The organism is Ralstonia sp. ASV6 (assembly GCF_016429285.1).
GTDB classification, from domain to species: domain Bacteria; phylum Pseudomonadota; class Gammaproteobacteria; order Burkholderiales; family Burkholderiaceae; genus Ralstonia; species Ralstonia flaminis.
The window spans coordinates 1-16,706 of record NZ_JAELUI010000120.1; the positions used below are offsets into that span (position 1 = coordinate 1).

General features: G+C 62.3%; 15 protein-coding genes. 1 reads left to right on the plus strand and 14 read right to left on the minus strand.

The window, feature by feature from the left end; translation table 11 throughout:
* Positions 1-105 precede the first annotated feature (105 nt).
* The 12 genes from JHD73_RS20700 to nikR form a co-directional block, all read right to left on the minus strand.
* Positions 106-570: a copper uptake system-associated protein gene (locus JHD73_RS20700; RefSeq protein WP_064803364.1), complete on the minus strand. Its 465-nt coding sequence runs from the start codon at positions 568-570 to the stop codon at positions 106-108.
* Between the two features lie 16 nt (positions 571-586).
* Positions 587-1,717 (minus strand): hypothetical protein, encoded by a 1,131-nt coding sequence (locus JHD73_RS20705; protein ID WP_064803366.1) that lies wholly within the window; start codon positions 1,715-1,717, stop codon positions 587-589.
* Complete coding sequence (locus JHD73_RS20710; RefSeq protein WP_231973195.1) at positions 1,714-2,844, minus strand: CynX/NimT family MFS transporter; 1,131 nt, start codon at positions 2,842-2,844, stop codon at positions 1,714-1,716. Before JHD73_RS20710 ends, JHD73_RS20705 begins: the two co-directional genes overlap by 4 nt.
* Before the next feature lie 65 nt (positions 2,845-2,909).
* Positions 2,910-4,103, minus strand: coding sequence for an acyl-CoA dehydrogenase family protein (locus JHD73_RS20715; RefSeq protein ID WP_233177084.1), 1,194 nt, complete (start codon positions 4,101-4,103; stop codon positions 2,910-2,912).
* A gap of 17 nt (positions 4,104-4,120) precedes the next feature.
* Positions 4,121-5,770, minus strand: a complete 1,650-nt coding sequence (locus JHD73_RS20720) for a class I adenylate-forming enzyme family protein (protein WP_064803372.1) — start codon at positions 5,768-5,770, stop codon at positions 4,121-4,123.
* Positions 5,767-7,635, minus strand: a complete 1,869-nt coding sequence (locus tag JHD73_RS20725; RefSeq protein ID WP_064803374.1) for a CoA transferase — start codon at positions 7,633-7,635, stop codon at positions 5,767-5,769. Before JHD73_RS20725 ends, JHD73_RS20720 begins: the two co-directional genes overlap by 4 nt.
* A complete protein-coding gene (locus JHD73_RS20730) occupies positions 7,632-7,952 on the minus strand; it encodes a MoaD/ThiS family protein (RefSeq protein ID WP_064803376.1) in 321 nt (106 codons plus the stop codon). Before JHD73_RS20730 ends, JHD73_RS20725 begins: the two co-directional genes overlap by 4 nt.
* Positions 7,949-8,416 carry a Mov34/MPN/PAD-1 family protein gene (locus JHD73_RS20735; RefSeq protein ID WP_064803378.1) on the minus strand — a complete coding sequence of 156 codons (468 nt, stop codon included), beginning with the start codon at positions 8,414-8,416 and terminating at the stop codon, positions 7,949-7,951. The genes JHD73_RS20730 and JHD73_RS20735 overlap by 4 nt, the downstream gene beginning before the upstream one ends.
* A 15-nt stretch (positions 8,417-8,431) precedes the next feature.
* Positions 8,432-9,601: a molybdopterin-synthase adenylyltransferase MoeB gene (moeB, locus tag JHD73_RS20740; protein ID WP_064803380.1), complete on the minus strand. Its 1,170-nt coding sequence runs from the start codon at positions 9,599-9,601 to the stop codon at positions 8,432-8,434.
* 435 nt (positions 9,602-10,036) lie between these two features.
* Complete coding sequence (locus tag JHD73_RS20745) at positions 10,037-10,432, minus strand: DUF2946 domain-containing protein (protein ID WP_231973199.1); 396 nt, start codon at positions 10,430-10,432, stop codon at positions 10,037-10,039.
* Between the two features lie 372 nt (positions 10,433-10,804).
* Positions 10,805-12,823 carry a TonB-dependent receptor gene (locus JHD73_RS20750; RefSeq protein WP_233177086.1) on the minus strand — a complete coding sequence of 673 codons (2,019 nt, stop codon included), beginning with the start codon at positions 12,821-12,823 and terminating at the stop codon, positions 10,805-10,807.
* A gap of 184 nt (positions 12,824-13,007) precedes the next feature.
* The gene (gene nikR / locus JHD73_RS20755; RefSeq protein ID WP_064803388.1) at positions 13,008-13,451 is read right to left on the minus strand and encodes a nickel-responsive transcriptional regulator NikR; all 444 of its coding nucleotides are present in this window, start codon (positions 13,449-13,451) and stop codon (positions 13,008-13,010) included.
* 280 nt (positions 13,452-13,731) lie between these two features.
* On the opposite strand from nikR, the gene JHD73_RS20760 reads away from it, so the two are divergent.
* Complete coding sequence (locus JHD73_RS20760; protein ID WP_199032101.1) at positions 13,732-14,760, plus strand: DNA-binding protein; 1,029 nt, start codon at positions 13,732-13,734, stop codon at positions 14,758-14,760.
* A 60-nt stretch (positions 14,761-14,820) separates the two neighbouring features.
* Here the strand turns inward: JHD73_RS20760 and JHD73_RS20765 are convergent, their stop codons facing one another.
* On the minus strand, positions 14,821-15,072 hold the full coding sequence (locus JHD73_RS20765; RefSeq protein ID WP_199032102.1) for a hypothetical protein: 252 nt from the start codon (positions 15,070-15,072) through the stop codon (positions 14,821-14,823).
* A 724-nt stretch (positions 15,073-15,796) separates the two neighbouring features.
* Positions 15,797-16,570 carry a hypothetical protein gene (locus JHD73_RS20770; protein ID WP_368735552.1) on the minus strand — a complete coding sequence of 258 codons (774 nt, stop codon included), beginning with the start codon at positions 16,568-16,570 and terminating at the stop codon, positions 15,797-15,799.
* Positions 16,571-16,706 lie beyond the last annotated feature (136 nt).

Genomic DNA, 16,706 nt, shown 5'->3' on the forward strand with positions numbered 1-16,706 from the left:
GTTTGTGCATAAGCGTTGCTGCCGAAGGCAAGGGCGATGGCGAGCGCGATCGGGTGATGCTTGGGTTTCATGCTGTTGTCTTTTTCTTGTAGGTCAAGATGTGGGTCATTGATGATCGTGTGTAGGGTGTTCGTGCATGCGGGGGTCGTCTGCGGTGCCGAACAAACCAAATTGCCTGATGCGCTCGGGAGCCACCGAGCGCTCAGCCTGGTTCAACTGTGCGATGAGTTGCTGCGCGGTCGCGTCTGGAATCCCGGCATCCTTCAGCACCTTGGCATCCTTGAAGCCGTCGCCGCCGCAAGCCATGATTTCCCACGCACCATTGGCCTTGCGCAGCAGGGCGCGTCCGCCCTTGGGGCCTTGGGTCCAGTCGGCAAGCCCGTAGTCGCCAACCACGACGACCGGCGCGGTGTCCACCTTGTGGCCAGGCCGGTCATAGGTCTGCCCGATGCGTTGCTTGATTGCCGTCGCCGGATCTGCCTTCTGCGCGAAGGCGCCGGATGTCCCGCTGCCGATCAGTAGTGCGCACATCACTGCGGCAGCAGACGGAATGCGCTCGCGTGTTTTCATTGCATGTCTCCTCTCGTTAAAAAATGGAAATTGACCGACCGGAAAGGGCCGCATCGGTTTTGCCTGCCAGCATTGCCAGCGCCTGCATCAGAAAAAAACTGCCCCAGGCGGATTCGACTAGTTCGTGCCGATCCGGTCTCGTTCTGATGCAAGCACCCCAAAAAATCCCTGCGGGCACGCCGTCGGCTTCGTTGCCGGGCTTGGTCAAGTAACGGCTGCGTACGATTGCAGCGATCTGGCGTTCGGCGAATGTCCGCCAGCGCGTTTCGCCGGCGTGCTCGCACAAGGAGAGCATCGCCATCGCTGCGATCAGTGCAGCAGAGGGGTCCTCGATGCCTTGTGGTTGATCCAGCCGATCGGGCGGCATGGACGATGGACGTGAGCGCAGCCAGTATTCGCACGCAGAGCGCGCTTGCTGTGCATACGGCTCACCCCACCGCGCGGCGCTGGCCAGTCCTAGCATGGCCCACGCTTGCCCGCGCGACCACGCTCCGGCCCGGCCAATCGGCGTGAAAGACCGTCCGGTATGCGCGGCCTCGGCATAGCAGGCCCCATCTTCGGTCAGACAGGTGGAGATGACCGTATCGGTATGCCGCCGAGCAGCGTTTTGCCATCGCGGCGCTTCGCGCAACGTCAGCAACCGGATGACGGCAGCTAGCGCATCGATGCCAATGTGCTGTCCGCCATGTTTGCCACCGCCGATAGCGGTACCGGTAGGAATGCATTGCAGCTCGGGGTGAAATGAGGCGGCAAGCGCCTCGGCTGCGGCGCATGTCTGCTGCGCGCAAGTCTCGTTGCCGAACCAGCGTGCGCCCGGTGCTGCCCCGTACCAGAACAGCATGGCGCGATGGATGGAATCCGCTTTGAGCTTGGGCGCAAGCCGCTCGCACAGTTGCACGGCTTTGAGCCGTTCGCTCGCTACGCCCGCTAGGCGTGCTCGCAACCACCAGCATCCTGCCCAGAAACCGCCGACCCACGAACCGCCTTCTGAGAGGACCCAACAGTCCTCAGTGCCAACCGAATAGAGCGGAAAACCCGCACCGCATTGCACTTCGACGGCGTCCATGCGTGTGCAGAGGTTCTCCAGCGCCGCCATGATTTCCGCTTGGCTCAACGTATCGTTTTCCGCAAACGGCGAGGTGGTCATCGGTCCCTCCTCGCGCGCACCCGGGCCAGCGAGAGGGCGATCGCGCATCCTGCCATCAGCACTGCGATGGCAAGCGTCCATGCCCCTGAGAACCCATAACGGGAATTGATCACCGCCCCGCATAGCGGGGGGCCGACAGCGAAGCCACCGAAGAACGCGGCCGACAGCAGCCCCGAGGCCGTGGCCGCGCCGCCGAAGATCGGGTCTCTCAGCAGCATGCCCATCGCGATCGCGTTGGTCGCCACCGCCGTCAAGCCCATCCCCGCAGCGCCAGCCCACAGCATCCAATGCGTAGTGGAGTCCGAGCACATGGTGATGCCGACGGCCAGTGCGGCGAATGCCAGCAGTGCGAGCAGCAATTGCGATTCGTCCTTGAGTCGGGCTCCCAACGGTGTCAGCACCACGCGGGAAAAAATGCCCGTGGCCCCAAACGTAGCGACCATGAGGCCGGCTTGCGCTGGCGTTGTTCCGTGCAGGGTGGCGAACAAGGGCAGGAAGGTGACGAAGGACGATAGGGCCATGCCGACACAGCCTTGGACCCCCATCAACCGCCACAACAGTCCGTTGGGGCGCAGAGCTGCGCGACCTTTGGCCTGTGTCGCGCGCCGTGCCGGTGCCGGTGCCGACAGCGGCGATAGCAGGCACATCAGCAGTGAAACCGGCGCGATCAGACCCAGCGCGGCGCGCCAGCCGTAGTGGGCCGCTAGCCCCGGCAGCGCCAGACCGGCAAACAGTGCGCCGATCTGTACACCGGACTGCTTCAGACCGACGATCAGCGCTTTTTTCTCGGGCGCAACCCGCTGCGCGATGAGCAGGTTGGTGACTGGGTTCGACAGTGCCTGCGCGACCCCGCAGATGGCGACGGCAACAATCACGCCGCCAAAGCCCGGCACGGCAAGGATTGCCGCGTAGGCCAAAGCCACCGCCGCAAAGAGCATACACAGTCCACGCCGCGAGCCGAGCCGCTCCACCAGCGGCCCCGCTCCAAGCGAGAGAACGGCGGCGAGACCGAAGGCGCTCATCGTGACATAGCCTAACCACCCGGCCTCGATATGCAGGTCGCGGATCAGGAACGGCCCCAGCGTGCCGATGGCATACAGGATCAGCATTGGCAGAGCCATCGCCATGGTCAACGTTGCACTCAACCCAAGCTCGACCCGTGCCGTTCGGCGAAAAAATTTGGTCGCCGCCCTCATTGCGCCGTCTCGCTTTTCGACTCGGCATAGGCTTGCAAGAGCTGCTTGCCGATGTGGTTGATCAGCACCTCGTCCGCGCCGTCCAGGATGCGCGTGGCGCGGGCCATGCGGTAAATGCCGGAGAGCGGAGTCTCGTCGCCGAGACCTTCTGCGCCAAATATCTGGATGGCGGAATCGGCTGCAACATGCAGTGCTTGCGATGCTGCGACTTTCGCCATGTTGACCGCAACTTCGCTGCGCTCTTGCTGGTCCACGCTGACGGCCGCCAGCCTGACGAGGCAACGTGCGCTGGCGATGGCTTGATGCGCTTGAAAGACGTGCTGTCGCACCAACTGCTTGTCCGGCAGCCGGGCCAGGGCGCCGCGCGGCGAGCAGATACGCCCGCACATCAAATCGAAGCAGCGCTGTGCCAGCCCGACCCAATGGATGGCGTTAAGCGTGCGCCCCAGGGCCAATCGCTCCTGCATTAGATCGAGCCCCCGGTCGCGTTGCCCAAGGACGTAGCTCTCAGGCACCGATACCTGGTCGAAGGACAATTCGCATTGCCCCTGCAGCCGGCCCAGGACCGGCATCTCCCGCTCGATGCGAAAGCCCGCTGCGTCGGTGGGCACCACAATCATTGAAAAGGCGTGTTCCGGAGCGGCCTCCTGCCGGGTACGTGCCACGACCGTGACGAAGGTAGCTTGTGCGGCCCGGGAGATGTACCACTTGCGGCCTTCGACGATCCACTTGCCGCTGGTCAGCTCGGCACGGGTCTGCATCGTCGCCGGCACCGATCCTGCGGCATCCGGCTCCGACATGCCGTAAGCGCCGATGCCGCTCCCCTCCACCAACGGCGTGAGGAAACGCTCGCGGACAGCAGCGCTGCCGTGCCGGCGCAGCATATGTACGTCCAGCGTGGTACGACTGCCGAAGATCGCAGGCCCGTATTCCGAACGGCCTTCCTGTTCGGCAACCGGCAGGTATTCAGCCAGCGAGGCAATCTTGCCGCCGTGGTCAGCAGGATAGAACAGGCCCCATAGCCCAGCCTCGCGCGCGGTATGCGCCAGCTCAGCCATTTTTGCGGCGGCCTGGGCATCGCCCTGGGCCAGTACCGGCTCGCTCGGCACGATGAGGTCGTCGGTGAAGGTCTTGACGGCATCGGCCAGCGACTGCGCCGGCATGCCGAGATGGAGTGGGAGGGCGGACAATGTCTTCTCCTGCGCGATCAATGGGATATCCCGATGCCGAGTTCGAGAAACGCAACTTCCGCAGCTAGCAGTTTCTTGTCCACCTTGCCGGCGGGTGTGAGTGGGAAGCGGCGCATGTAGCGCAGGTACTCGGGAAGCTTGTTGGTTTCCAGCCCCTTGCTGCGCAGGTAACCAGAGATCTCGGCCAATGCCGGACGCGCCACGCCGTCGCGCATCGTCAAGCACAAGCACACGCGCTGCCCTAGGTCGGGATCGGGCACCGGCACGCAGGCCGCGCTCACTACGTCCGGGTAGGCGGTGGCGAGGTTCTCGATCTGGACCGTGCTGATGTTCGCGCCACCACGAATGATGATGTCCTTCTTACGTCCGGCCAGCGCTAGCCGGCCGTCGGCATCGATAAAGCCAAGGTCGCCGGTATGGACCCAGCCCTCTGCATCACGATACTTCGCGTCAAGTTCCGGTGCATTGACGTACTGCATCGGAGACATCGGGCCGCGGGCAGTGATCTCTCCCACCTCGCCGTCCTGTACCGCCCGCCCAGACGCATCGACGATCCGAATGTCGCAGACGGCGGGGTTGGGGCGGCCCACGCTTCTGAAAATGACGTCGGCCTCGTCCTCCAGCGTGTTGTGGCAATTGACGCCGTCGGCGGAACCGTAGAGGCTGATGAAGCGGCAATCGAAAGCATTGATGCAGCGGCGGATGCTGGCTTGATCGATGACCGCCCCGCCTGAAACCAGTGCAGTCAGACTGGACTTGTCAATGCCGGCCAGCATGGGGTCGGCGGCCATACGTTGCAGCATGGTCGGCACACCGAGAACATGTGTCGGCTTGAAAGCCGAGATCGCCTCGATCGCCTGCGTCGCCTCGAATTTCGGCAACAGTGCAACCGATCCACCTAGCCAGCACAACACGCCAAAGGTTGCCGTCGAGCCGAAGGCAGAGCCGAGTGGCACAAGATACAGGCCGCGAAACGACTCGCCGTCGGGGTGCAGTCGCTGTAAAAAACGCCCGCGGCCGCCCAGCAGTGCATTGTGGGAATACGCCACAAGCTTGGGTTCCGACTCGGTGCCGGACGAAACGAGGAAACGCACGGGATCGTCGGGGCTGACCGGAGGTAAGTCTTGGGGGGCGATGGGTTGTGTTTGCAGCAGGTGATCCAGACCATGCCAGCCCTCACGGGCGCTGCCATCGATGATCAGCACGCGTAGCGACAAGACGGTAGGCCGCAGCGATTCGATGAGCTGACACATATCAAGCTCGCCGTAAGATGGCGTCACAATCACCGCCCGCGCCTGGCAGCGTTTGAGCAGCGATTCGATGTCGAGCCGACCCCGCCCTGGCGGGAAAGGGGCAACCACCGCACCGAGTGCCGCCGCCGCCAGATCGATGGCGCAACTGTGCCAGGTGTTCGGCAACTGGTAAGCCACCACGTCGCCAGCGACGATGCCGCGCGCTTTCAGGCCAGCTGCCAGCCGCAGCGTTCCGTCGAGCAGTTCACCGTAGCTCACGCTGCCAGCAGGCGACAGCACAGCAGTTTTGCTGGGATTGCATTCGGCATGCTGACGGAACATCTCAAAAACAGAGCGGTTCGGGTACAGGCCCCGCCGCGCCCATTCGCGGCGCAGGCCGCCAGGAACCAGATCGATGATGCCGGCAGCGTTCATTGAAAGCTCCAAGGAGAATTGACGCGCGTATAAGACCCGGGCACCAGGCCGGCAGCCAACCGGGGGTTGTCACGCAGTTCGCTCAAGTCATCCGGCGCGAGTGAGGCGGGAATACCGAGTGGTTCGAGCACGGCGAGCCATTCCGATGCAGTTTTCGACGACAACGCCTCGGGCAGACGGGCATGCAGTTCTGTTGCAGATACGTCCCTACTGAGGCCGGCGGCGCCTGCTAGGGCAGCCATCGTCCGCGCATCCGGGCAATCGAGCGCGAGCCAGCCTTGGCGCGTCGGGTAGACCGCTTGCAAGACGCTGTCCGACGGCAGTGTTTCCCGCGAATGGAGCAGTGCATCCAAATCCTCAGTGCAAAGCAGGCTTGCCGCGCCCAGCAGCGACGACTCCATGCGCAGTCCTGCAGGCAGCAACGATCGGCTCAGTAGCGCAGCGGTCACGCCTTGCGCGGCGACGGCTCCGCCCAGTACATCCAGCACGGTGAAAAGCGATCCACCATCGGTGTGGGAGGCGCGGGCGATCTTGTGTGCGATACCGGAATAAGCCTGCACCACGAAATCGGTGCCGGGCAACGCCTGCTCGCCATCACCCCAGCCACCGGCGTATGCATACACCAGAGCCGGATTGATGCGCCGTAAATCTGCCGAATCGAGTTGCAATGCAGCGGCTTTGCCGGGCGCCCAGTTGTGCAGGAACACGTCTGCCTCTCTCGCAAGTGCGTGAATCTCGGCACGGCCATGCGCTGCCTTGATGTCGATCTCGCGCACGATTTTCGATCGGTTGAGGGCATCGAAGCGGGCGGATACACCCTCGGCTATTGGCGGTACGCCGCGCAACGGATCGCCGCCCGGAGGCTCGATGCGGATCACGGTCGCGCCGAGCATTGCCAGCAGATGGCCGGCCAGCGGCCCCTGGATGCGACGGCAGGATTCAATAACCGTCATGCCGGATAAAGGAAGCGGGCCGGTGGCGCGGTTCGAGCCATAAGGCGCGGACTCGCCTGTCTCGCTCGTGAAAGCCCATGGCCCTCGCCGCCATAGCGGATGTGCATCGATGTCCGCAGCGCGCTCTTGTAGCGAGCGCACCGGGCAGATTGCCACACCGGTATGCGCGCAGACCTCGGCGATCCGTGCATAGGGCAGACGCGCTAGCGCGTCAATCAGTGTGGCGGGCAGCGGGGCGACGGCCTTGGCGTAACGCAGCAGAAAACCATTCCAGCCCTTGCCCGCGCTTTCCATGTCGACGCCGATTTCTGACCAGAATGAGCGCCAAGGCGGCGCATCGAGCGTTTCCAGTTCGAACACCACGCCGTCGGCCGATACGAAGGGCGGCCGCTCTGTCGTCGAACTGCTGCCGGGCAGGATTTTCTCGGGCGATTCCAACGCGGTTGCGCCAGCCAGATACTGCCCAACTGCGAGCATGCCCGCCGACGCCAAAGAGGTCGAAACCCGTTCGCAGGGCACGCCTCGCCGCATCCCAAGAGCACAAGCTAGCGCCCCCTGCAGTGCTAGCGTCGCTGCCAGCGTTGAGACATAGTTCACACCTAGCGGCTGCATTCGCCCGCTGGCACGCCCGTGCACAGACATCAGGCCACATGCCGCCTGCAAAGTGAATTCGGTGGTTGCCGCCGCGCTGTCGGGCCAGCCGCTTATCTCACACGTAATGGGCGACGCATCGGGAAGCAGCAAGCCAAACGACAGGCTGTGCCCACATTCCCATACCCGCGGCGCTATCTGTGCCATGCCCAGAACCACGCTCTGATAGTCGAGCGAAGAAGTGAGCGGCCCAAACAGAGGGCTAGCGGTTGCCGGCAATCCTGTGATCGTGCAATGAGGTAGAAGCGGCCGCTGCTTCATCTCGCGTGCTCCCTGCTTGCCTGCGTCAAGCGAATCGCACGGCTCGACCCGCCAGCGACCGCAGGTAAGATCGTGACAGAGTCGCCTTCGCGCACAGCAGCGTCCAGTTCGCCGGAGAAGCGGATGTCGCTGTCATTGACGTAGATATTCACGAAGCGGTGTAGCTGGCCGTCCTGCATCAGCCGTTGCTGGATGCCGGGGTGATAGCGTTCCAGATGCGCAATGATGTCGCGGATCGTCGCTCCGCTCGCTTCAACGCGCTTCCGATCGTTAGTCAGCGGGCGCAAGAGGGTGGGGATATGAACGATGATGGTCATGACATTTCCTTCTCCGGGGTCGGAGTGGGGGAGGCAATTGAGTGTGGCGGGACGTAGTGATCAACCGTCCTGATCGATTCTTCGACGACGCAGCCTTCGAAGATGCGAAAACTGCGAACGGCCTGTTCGCACGCAGCGTCGGTGGAGACAATGACGTAATGCGCGTGCGGCTCGGCGGCGCAGGCAATGTCGTCCCGGCTTGGATAAGCATCCGAACTGGTATGCGAGTGGTAGAGCACGAGCGGCTCTTCGCCACGCTCTTCCATCTCTTTCCAGAGGCGGAGTTGTTCGAGCGAATCGAAGCGGAAGGCTTCGGACGATTGCGCAGCATTGCGCATCGAGATCAGCCGCATGGGGCGATTCGAGCCAACCGGGCCGGCAATGACGCCGCAGGTTTCGAGTGGGTGGTCCTGCCTGGCCTGCGCCAGCATGGCGTCGATGAGTTCGGCGAGAATAACAAGCACCTTATCCTCCTTCGCTCAATAGCCTGGCAGCGAGGGATCAACTTCTTTGATCCACGCGAGAATGCCGCCATCTAGGTTCCAGAGCCGGGTAAAGCCCTGTTTTTGCAGCGCTAACAGAACTTGGCGGGAGCGCGCGCCGGATTTGCAGTGCAGGACAATTGGGGCGTTTCGATCAAGCTGCGAAGCGAACTCCGGCAACATTGCCCGGTCCTTAGGAATGTGTTGTGCCCCGGGGATGCGCACGATGTCCCATTCGGTTGCTTCGCGCACGTCGATCAATTGGAAGTTGTCGCCGCGATCCTGCCAGCGCTTGAGTTCGGGCGCGCTGATGGAGGGGGGCTCAGCATCTTGATCGCTCTGACGGCGCAGGCCGCAGAACGCTTGGTAGTCTGTTAGCGCAGCAATCGGCATGCGCTTTGGATCGCGTCGCAGCGGAATGAAGCGATAGCTCATGTCTAGCGCATCGTAGACAGCGAGCCGGCCCAGCAAAGTATCGCCCAGGCCTGTGATGAGCTTTACCGCCTCCGTGGCCATCATCGCGCCAATCGACGCGCACAGGATGCCGAGCACGCCGCCTTCAGAGCAGGACGGAGCAAGTTCGGGCGGCGGTGGCTCAGGGTACAGATCTCGATAGTTGAGCCCGGCGTCGTCTGGTGCTTGCTCCCAGAACACCGAGGCCTGCCCCTCGAAGCGGAAGATGGAGCCCCAGACATAGGGCTTGCCTGCCAGCACGCAGGCATCATTGACCAGATAGCGGGTCGCAAAATTGTCGGTGCCATCGACAACCAAGTCGTACCCACCGAAGATGGACAGCGCATTCGACGCGTCCAGCCTATCCATGTATAGCTGGACTTTGACGTAGGGATTGATGTCGTGGATCGAGTCGCGCGCGCTTTCCGCCTTCGGCTTGCCCAAGTCGGCAACGCCGTGAATGACTTGCCGCTGCAGGTTTGACTCGTCCACCACGTCGAAATCGACGATACCTATCGTGCCGACGCCGGCGGCCGCAAGGTACAGCAAAACTGGCGACCCTAGGCCACCCGCGCCAACGACCAGCACTCTGCTGCTCTTCAAGCGTTTCTGCCCATCGAGACCCACGTCGGGCAACAGCAGATGCCGGCTATAGCGACTGATTTCCGCCGCGCTCAAGTTCGCCGACGGTTCTACCAAAGGGAGCAGCTTCATCGCACTACCCCCTACGCTCATTAATCGAACACAGACAGTCGTCTCCCTGTCCGTGAAGCGGCATGACCGACAGTGAGCGCGTTGTATAGAAAGCGTAGCCATGCCACACCGCCAGCGCGGTGATGGCGGCAACGTTGAAGCAGCGCATTACAAGGAAAAACTGGGCGAGTCGAGACAACTCGCGCCTGGTAGCGAACGGCATGGTGCAGCTCCTGATCAAAGGGAAACGTATCGGGTGCGCAGCGATGGACCGCGCCTGGCATGCAGCGAGCAGCGGTCATGTCGCCAAGGGCACGGCCCGGCGTATTCAGTGCATCAACCCGACGGACGTCCCGTTGGATTTATGCTTGCTCTCCGGCAATGAACACCGGCGGAGCAAGGCCATAGGCGTGCGACGGCGTGCCGCTCAAGCAGCGGCACGAACGCCAGCAGCGATCAGGAAAGCGATGGAGGAGCGCGGGATTGCGGCGCGGCCCAAACAAACAGCGGGCGCGGCGACTGGTAGTAGAGCACGGGCCGCATGGGCGTCCCGTTCAGAAGGGGAAGATGGAATTCAGCCGCAGGAGGAAGTCCCACCGCTCCTGCATGCGTGAAGCAGAAAGGGCAATGTTCGGTCGGTATGGACTTGGCAGGCGCGGAGGACGTGCTGCTTTGCTCGCCCTCGACCTTGATCAGCCTGGAGCCCTTGACCGAGCAAACCTGGACCCACAAGTCATCGGCCCCCTTGGTGGCAGACAGCGCGAAAGAAATGAACGGCGCAAGCGCCGCCAGCAGGACCGCAAAACATACGATCCAAGTGGCAACGTAGCGTGTGTCCCGGTTCATTTCCATATGATTATTTTATCATCGGCGTCATGCAGTCGAGCGAAAACCTTGCTGTCTCACATGCGCAAGTTGAGCCGACGATCGGTGACGAAGATGCCGTCAAGTTAATAGCTGGGATGCTGCAGATGATCTAGTGACAAATTGCCGCGGGGAAAAGAATGGGATCTGTTTTTACTGGCCCAATTTTATTCCCCACGTCTTCATGCTGCATATCGCCAAACGAATGTGGGTCATGACTTGCTGTGCTAATCGACCGATGATTTGAGTTGCCTCTCCCATATGGTGTGGGGCAATAGCCTGTTGGCCGTATTTGAGTCAGCGCGTTCACGCGTGCCATGTGCTCGCGTTCATGAGACGGCGTTGCTGCGATCTTCCTGCCTAAAAATTCCAGACAATACCTGCACGCAGCGTGCGGGGCTCGGCCGGGTGGATGTGGTGGTCATTGATGCCTGTGGCCACGCCATTGGCATCCAGCGGTGATGCTTCGCCCTTGAGCAAAGAGGCATAGTAATAGTCGATGTCGTTCACTTTCTTGTTGAGCGCGTTCAGCACCTCAACAAACACGCGCACGTTCTTCTGCACCCGGTAGCCGAGCTTGAGGTTGACCAGGAACGACGATGCAGAACGTACGCTGTTGTCTTCCACCAGCGGGCGTGGGCCGAAGTAGCGCAGGCGCGCGCCCAGTGTCCAGCGTTCGTGCGCCCACGAGACGCCGGCCGATGCGGTGGTCTGGATGGCTTCGGGAATGTAGTCGCCTACCGGATTGCTGTCGCGAAAGCGGGCGCGCGAGAAAGCCGCATCCGCATCCAGGATCAGCTCCGGCAGCGGTGTGTAGTACGCGGCCAATTCCACGCCAGTGCGGCGGCTGGGCCGGCTTGGCTCAGTGGTGCCCGTGTCGCCCGAGAAGACAAGCTCGGAGCCAATGTCCAGCCGCCACAACGATGCGGAAAGCTGCAGGTTGGGTGCGAGCTCTCGCGTGCGCACGCCGATCTCGTAGCCGGTGGCGGGTACCAGCACTGACACCTTCTGCACAGGGTCTCCGCTCACGGGGTCGACGGTGGTGGTCGCGCCGCGCACGTCGTTGCTGTGATAACCCCGGCCCCAGTTCATGAACACATCGGTGCGCGCCGTGGGCGACAGCACCACGCTTAGCTTGGGGCTGACGATGTGGTCAGACCCGCTACCCGAATTGAGCGGGTTGCTGCTGGCCACGTTGTACCAAAACTGGTCTGCCCGCACGCCAGCAATGGTGCGTAACCACGGGAGCCACTGCGTGCTGTTGCGCAGGTAGAGCGCGGTGCTGGTTTCGTTCACGGTGTCGCTGCGCACCAGTGCGTAGGGCTGGCGTGCCTCCGTGTTGCTGAGGCTGATCGGGTCGAGCCGGTCAAACCGAGTTTGCGAGCCGAACTCGGTTTCGCTCTCGCGCCCTGCCAATGTCCCCAGCCACGTGCGTGACGCATTCACACCCGTGGTGACCCGGTTCTCGAACTGCTCGAACTGGTCTCCCTGCACGGGGTTGTTGAGCGCATAGGTGAAGTCGGAGAACAGCTGCAATCGGCTCTTGATGACGTACGCATTGGCCTTGAGCTGTCCGTCGGCTAGGGGGCGCAACCAGTCGACCGACAGGCTGTAGCGCGAGGCGGCCCCGCCATCGGTCGGGTCGATGGCGCCAAAGCGCGAGATGAGTCCTTCGTTGATGGCGCGCAGCGGCACTTGGTCCGTCGACTGCCACGCGTTCTTGTACGCCATGCCGGTGATGCTTACACGCTCGCCGCCGCCCAGCGGTACGGTGTAGCGCAGCACACCGTTGAGCTTGTGCACGCCCTCGGGCACCGTCCACGGGCCGTTCTCGCCCAGCCACTCGAAGCCGTAAAGCAGCGTGCCGGGGCCGACGGTGTTGGCGTTGACCAGCAGGCCGCGCCGGTAGTTGTGCTCACCCAGTTCGAACTGCGCAATACCCTGCGGCAGGCGGTCGACATAGTCGATGCGTACCGCGCCGGCAGCGGAAAAGTCGCCTTCTTCCGCAAAGTAAGTGCCTTTCTTATAGGCAATGCCGCTGACCAGCTCGGGGATGACGAAGTTGAGATCGGTGTAGCCCTGACCATGCGCGTTCGTGCGCATGTTGACCGGCATGCCGGCCACGGTGGTGGCCAGGTCTGTGCCGTGGTCGAGGTTGAAGCCGCGCAGGAAGTACTGGTTGGCTTTGCCGTCGCCGCTGTGCTGGGTGACGATCAGGCCTGGTACCGTCTCCAGCAGTTCGCCCGGTCGCAGCAGGGGCCGGTTCTCCAGTTGGGCGCGCGGCACGTAGCCCTGGTTGGCCGCCTCACCTGTGGCCGTAGCGGTGGCTGCAGAGCCGCTGACGGTGGTGGCCTCCAATTGCACCTCGGGCTGTTGCATGCCGCCCGCATGGGCAGCACCTGAATGCACCAGGGCATAGCCCAGCCCCCACAGCGCTCCGATCGACCACGCCTGACTCGCACGCATCCACCCACTCCCTGACGCTTGATATTTGTGTATGAAGATTTATGCAAACTTCATACCAACATGCAAGTTTGGCGTCACATGCTTGCCAGTGATGGGCTCAATGCGGGTGATGGTGGTGGTGCCCGTGGTCGTCCGGGGTGCCCGAGGTCATGATCAGGTTGAGCTGGCCTTGCTTGACGCCGCGCTCGCTGCTGATGGCATCGGCCAGACGGCGCACGGCACTGGCAGGCCCACGCAGGATGACGGTCTCGATGCAGTGCTCATCATCCAGATGCGCGTGCATGGTGGACACCGTCAGGCCGTGGTGGGCGTGCTGGATGCGCGTCAGCCGCTCAGCCAACTCACGCTCGTGGTGGTTGTAGATGTACGACAGGTTGGCCACGCAGGGGCCATCTTCGTTGTGCGATTCTCGCCAGCGGTCCAGGTGCACGCGCAGGAGGTCGCGCACGGCTTCCGAGCGGTTGGCGTAACCGTGCTCTGCCATCAGCCGGTCAAACTCGGCGGCCAGCGCATCGTCCAGAGAGATCGTAAAGCGTTCCATAGTGGGGCATCGAGGCACCCGCTTTGTGCGTTGCCCGGGGTGGGCTAGGCGGAGCAGGCAAGTGGTTCGATTGTACTGAGCAGATACGCCCGCGCACGCGAGTGGAGTTCTTATGGGAGCTTGTACCGATCTATCGGGATAGTGGACTTTCAAAAGTCCATCACACATGATAATTCGCCATTATCACGCGTTAGATTCCGACACCGGCCTACCTGCTTGACTGCTTGTACTGGTACGTATATACATGGTACGTAATACGGTACGAAATTGTAGGAGAGCCGTGGCCCGCGCTGGACTGAGCCGCCTGGATGTTAAACGCGCTCGCGATTCGCTTTTGGCACAGGGACAGCACCCGTCAATCGATGCGATACGTATCGCCCTTGGCAATACGGGCTCGAAAACCACCATCCACCGTTATCTGAAAGAGCTGGAAGAGGAAGAGGGTACGGCGCTCACCCGCACCGGCTCCACCTCCGATGCGATCTTGGATCTGGTGAGCCGGCTGGCGGCGCGCCTGCATGAAGAAGCGCAGGCCGTGGTGGACCAGCAAGCCGCCACAGTGGCGTCCCAGCGACAGGAAGCCCAAGTAGAAGCCGCCAAGCTGGTCGCGGATCTCAGCGCGGTTCGTGCCGAGTTGGCTGACACACTTATGACCCTTGCCGCCACGCGAGCCGCACACAGTGACACGCAGGCCGAGCTGCAAAGGCGAGCACTGGAGGGCGAGCGGCTGGCCCAGCAGGTACGAGACCTAACGGAACAACGAGCCGAATACGACGGCTTCCGGCGCTCGTTGGAGGAGAAGCTGCAGCACGCGCACCAGGCATTGGAGCACTTCCGCAACGCCAGCAAGGAACAGCGCGACCAGGAAACCCACCGACACGAGCACCAGGTTCAACAGCTGCAGGCGGAGATCCGGCAGGGCAACCAGGCTTTAATCGTCAAGCAGGGCGAGATCACGCAGTTGAACAAGGACGGTGCAAGGCTGGTTGCCGAAGCCAGCGCCGCGACCAAGCGCGTCCGTGAACTGGAGGCGCGGGGCGAACAGGTGCAGACTGAACTGATCCACGTGCGAGCAGATCAGGTGCGGACGGAAGCGGAGCGCGACGCCCTGCGCGCGGCGATGCAGGTGCAAGCAGAAGAACTCACGGCCATGCGCTTGGAGCGCGAGCAGATGGCTGGGGAACTGGCCAAGCTGGCGGCACGTCTCGAAACTCAGCAAACGCTACTAGCCGATTATCGGACGCAGCTCGGTTTTGCCGGGTTGGGGCCCGAAAACGCTGAGATTTCGCACACGAAGAGTGTTCCCTGATGACGATCCGTCGCAACTGGCCGGTCACGGGAGCACCAACCAAAGAGGAAACGCACAGAGTTATTTCTTGCTGTCGCAGGCTCGCGCCCATCGCTCGGGTGACACAATCGTATGCAGCCCAAGTTGTTTCGCCGTTTCGATCGGCAGGCGCAAAACCACATCGGCGCCGCCTTGCTCGCGTGTACTCAATACCGCGCTAACCCCGCAAAGCTCTAGGTATATGACACCCGCCTCGAATACTTCCTCGTAGAGGTGCCACGCCAGTTCGTCGTTTTCGGATGGGTTATTGGCGAGGGTCGCTTTGGTGCTCATGGAATGCCTCTCGTTGTATCTGGAATGCCCAATGTAGCTGGCCGACTAAGTGGTCACGCTGAGTGTGGCGCAGACGCGCCCGTCGCTGCATTTTTGTTCGGGCGAGCCGGAATGCGCTACCGTAGTTACGCTTGGATTCGGCCGCCTGTGGCAAGGTCCGAAAATGGGGTCTGGTCGTCGCGCATCGCCGCGTCGCGAAAGGCACTAGACTGGGTACATTCAAGGGGTCGAGATGAGCTTGACAAATGGGGCTAAGCCAACCGTGGTGGACGCCAAACCACCCAAGGTGGTGATTCGCCGTTCTCAGCGGAGACGGGTAGTTACCCCTGAGATGAAGGCGCTGTTGCGCGCCAATGCCCGAATCTCTCAGCGTCGCGCATTTCCTGAACTCCCTGAGTGGCATCGGGGTGAGTCCGACTGAGTGCGTCGACACGGCGTGCTAGTGCCTGCGTGCGAGACAATCGGATCATATATCCGAGGGCAATGACATGGCCGGCTAAGAAAAGCAGGTGCGCTGCGACCAAGATCCGGAGTTCGTGGGGCGAACCAACGAGGTGTGGTGGCGATGCGGGTGGGCGCCTCTACAGCAGTTGAAAGTGCTGCGTGGCCGGTGACTGAGGAGAGCCGCCTTGAGGCCTTCTGGTGGGAGGGGACTGCCATAGAAGAGGCGCTATGGCGCCAAAAACTCGGCAAGCCTCTTTTCCTTTAGAGCCCGGTGCAGTCGTCAGCGAAAAGCGAAGGCGTTGGCGCGCGCATCGTGCAATGCGTGATGCCGGCCACCGTGCTCACGGAAGTACGTTTCTAGCCGCTCCATATCAAGCTGGCCGCCCACGTGCTCACATTTCCAGCCAGAGGGAATCTGGGCATCGAGCAGATCGAGCACCAGGTCGTAGTCGCCTTGGTAGTCGAAGCACAATACCCGCTTGGGCTTTGCCGGCACGGCGAGCAGCCACGCCATTAGCTCGTCGCGCAACTGCGCGGCCGGCATCGAGCGGCCGGGAAACTGGCCGAGCTGTGGCAGCACAGCCGCCCGCACGAACTCGCTGCACGCGGACAGCTCGAAGTCTGCACGCTCGCCGTAGAACTCCCGACCGTCTTCACCCACGACAGCTATGCTGATGAGTTGGCAATCGATAAAGTCGGTGAACTCAGTATCGACAAAAAAGCGCGTCTTCCACGGGCTGCGTGGGCCTTTGGAGGCATGCACGGCGCGCGCGGACTGGATGATGCCGAGCCTGACCTGTTCGGGCAGCAGGATCGCCATGGGAGAGGCTTGGCGCAGTTGCTGGCCACGGTCGGACTCTTCCAGGGCCAGCTTCCAATCGCGCTCGGCAATAATGCGCTTCCATTCATCGCGCAGCGGCTTGGAGCTAATGGCGGCCACCGTATCCCCGCACTCCAGGATCTCCAGCGCCCGAGCCTCCAGTGCCGGATCGGCGCGAACCATCCGCATCGCCTCTTGGTGCATGAGCAAGCTTTGCAGTTCTTCCTTACTCACTGGGTTTTCTCCTTGTGGAGAGCCCTGTTGGTCCGGGGCGGCCGTCCCACTGGTCGCGGACCCAAGCATCCCAATCGTGAGCATGCGGCGTGATGCACGTCTCGCCTTGGACCGCGACGAACGCGCTGCCTATCAT

Coding starts and splice junctions, on each gene's coding strand:
- nikR (WP_064803388.1), bottom strand. CDS start 13,451: ATGGAACGCTTTACGATCTCTCTGGACGATGCGCTGGCCGCCGAGTTT.
- JHD73_RS20750 (WP_233177086.1), bottom strand. CDS start 12,823: ATGCAACAGCCCGAGGTGCAATTGGAGGCCACCACCGTCAGCGGCTCT.
- JHD73_RS20730 (WP_064803376.1), bottom strand. CDS start 7,952: ATGACCATCATCGTTCATATCCCCACCCTCTTGCGCCCGCTGACTAAC.
- JHD73_RS20720 (WP_064803372.1), bottom strand. CDS start 5,770: ATGAACGCTGCCGGCATCATCGATCTGGTTCCTGGCGGCCTGCGCCGC.
- JHD73_RS20710 (WP_231973195.1), bottom strand. CDS start 2,844: ATGGCGATGGCTCTGCCAATGCTGATCCTGTATGCCATCGGCACGCTG.
- JHD73_RS20705 (WP_064803366.1), bottom strand. CDS start 1,717: ATGACCACCTCGCCGTTTGCGGAAAACGATACGTTGAGCCAAGCGGAA.
- JHD73_RS20725 (WP_064803374.1), bottom strand. CDS start 7,635: ATGAAGCAGCGGCCGCTTCTACCTCATTGCACGATCACAGGATTGCCG.
- moeB (WP_064803380.1), bottom strand. CDS start 9,601: ATGAAGCTGCTCCCTTTGGTAGAACCGTCGGCGAACTTGAGCGCGGCG.
- JHD73_RS20700 (WP_064803364.1), bottom strand. CDS start 570: ATGAAAACACGCGAGCGCATTCCGTCTGCTGCCGCAGTGATGTGCGCA.
- JHD73_RS20765 (WP_199032102.1), bottom strand. CDS start 15,072: ATGAGCACCAAAGCGACCCTCGCCAATAACCCATCCGAAAACGACGAA.
- JHD73_RS20745 (WP_231973199.1), bottom strand. CDS start 10,432: ATGGAAATGAACCGGGACACACGCTACGTTGCCACTTGGATCGTATGT.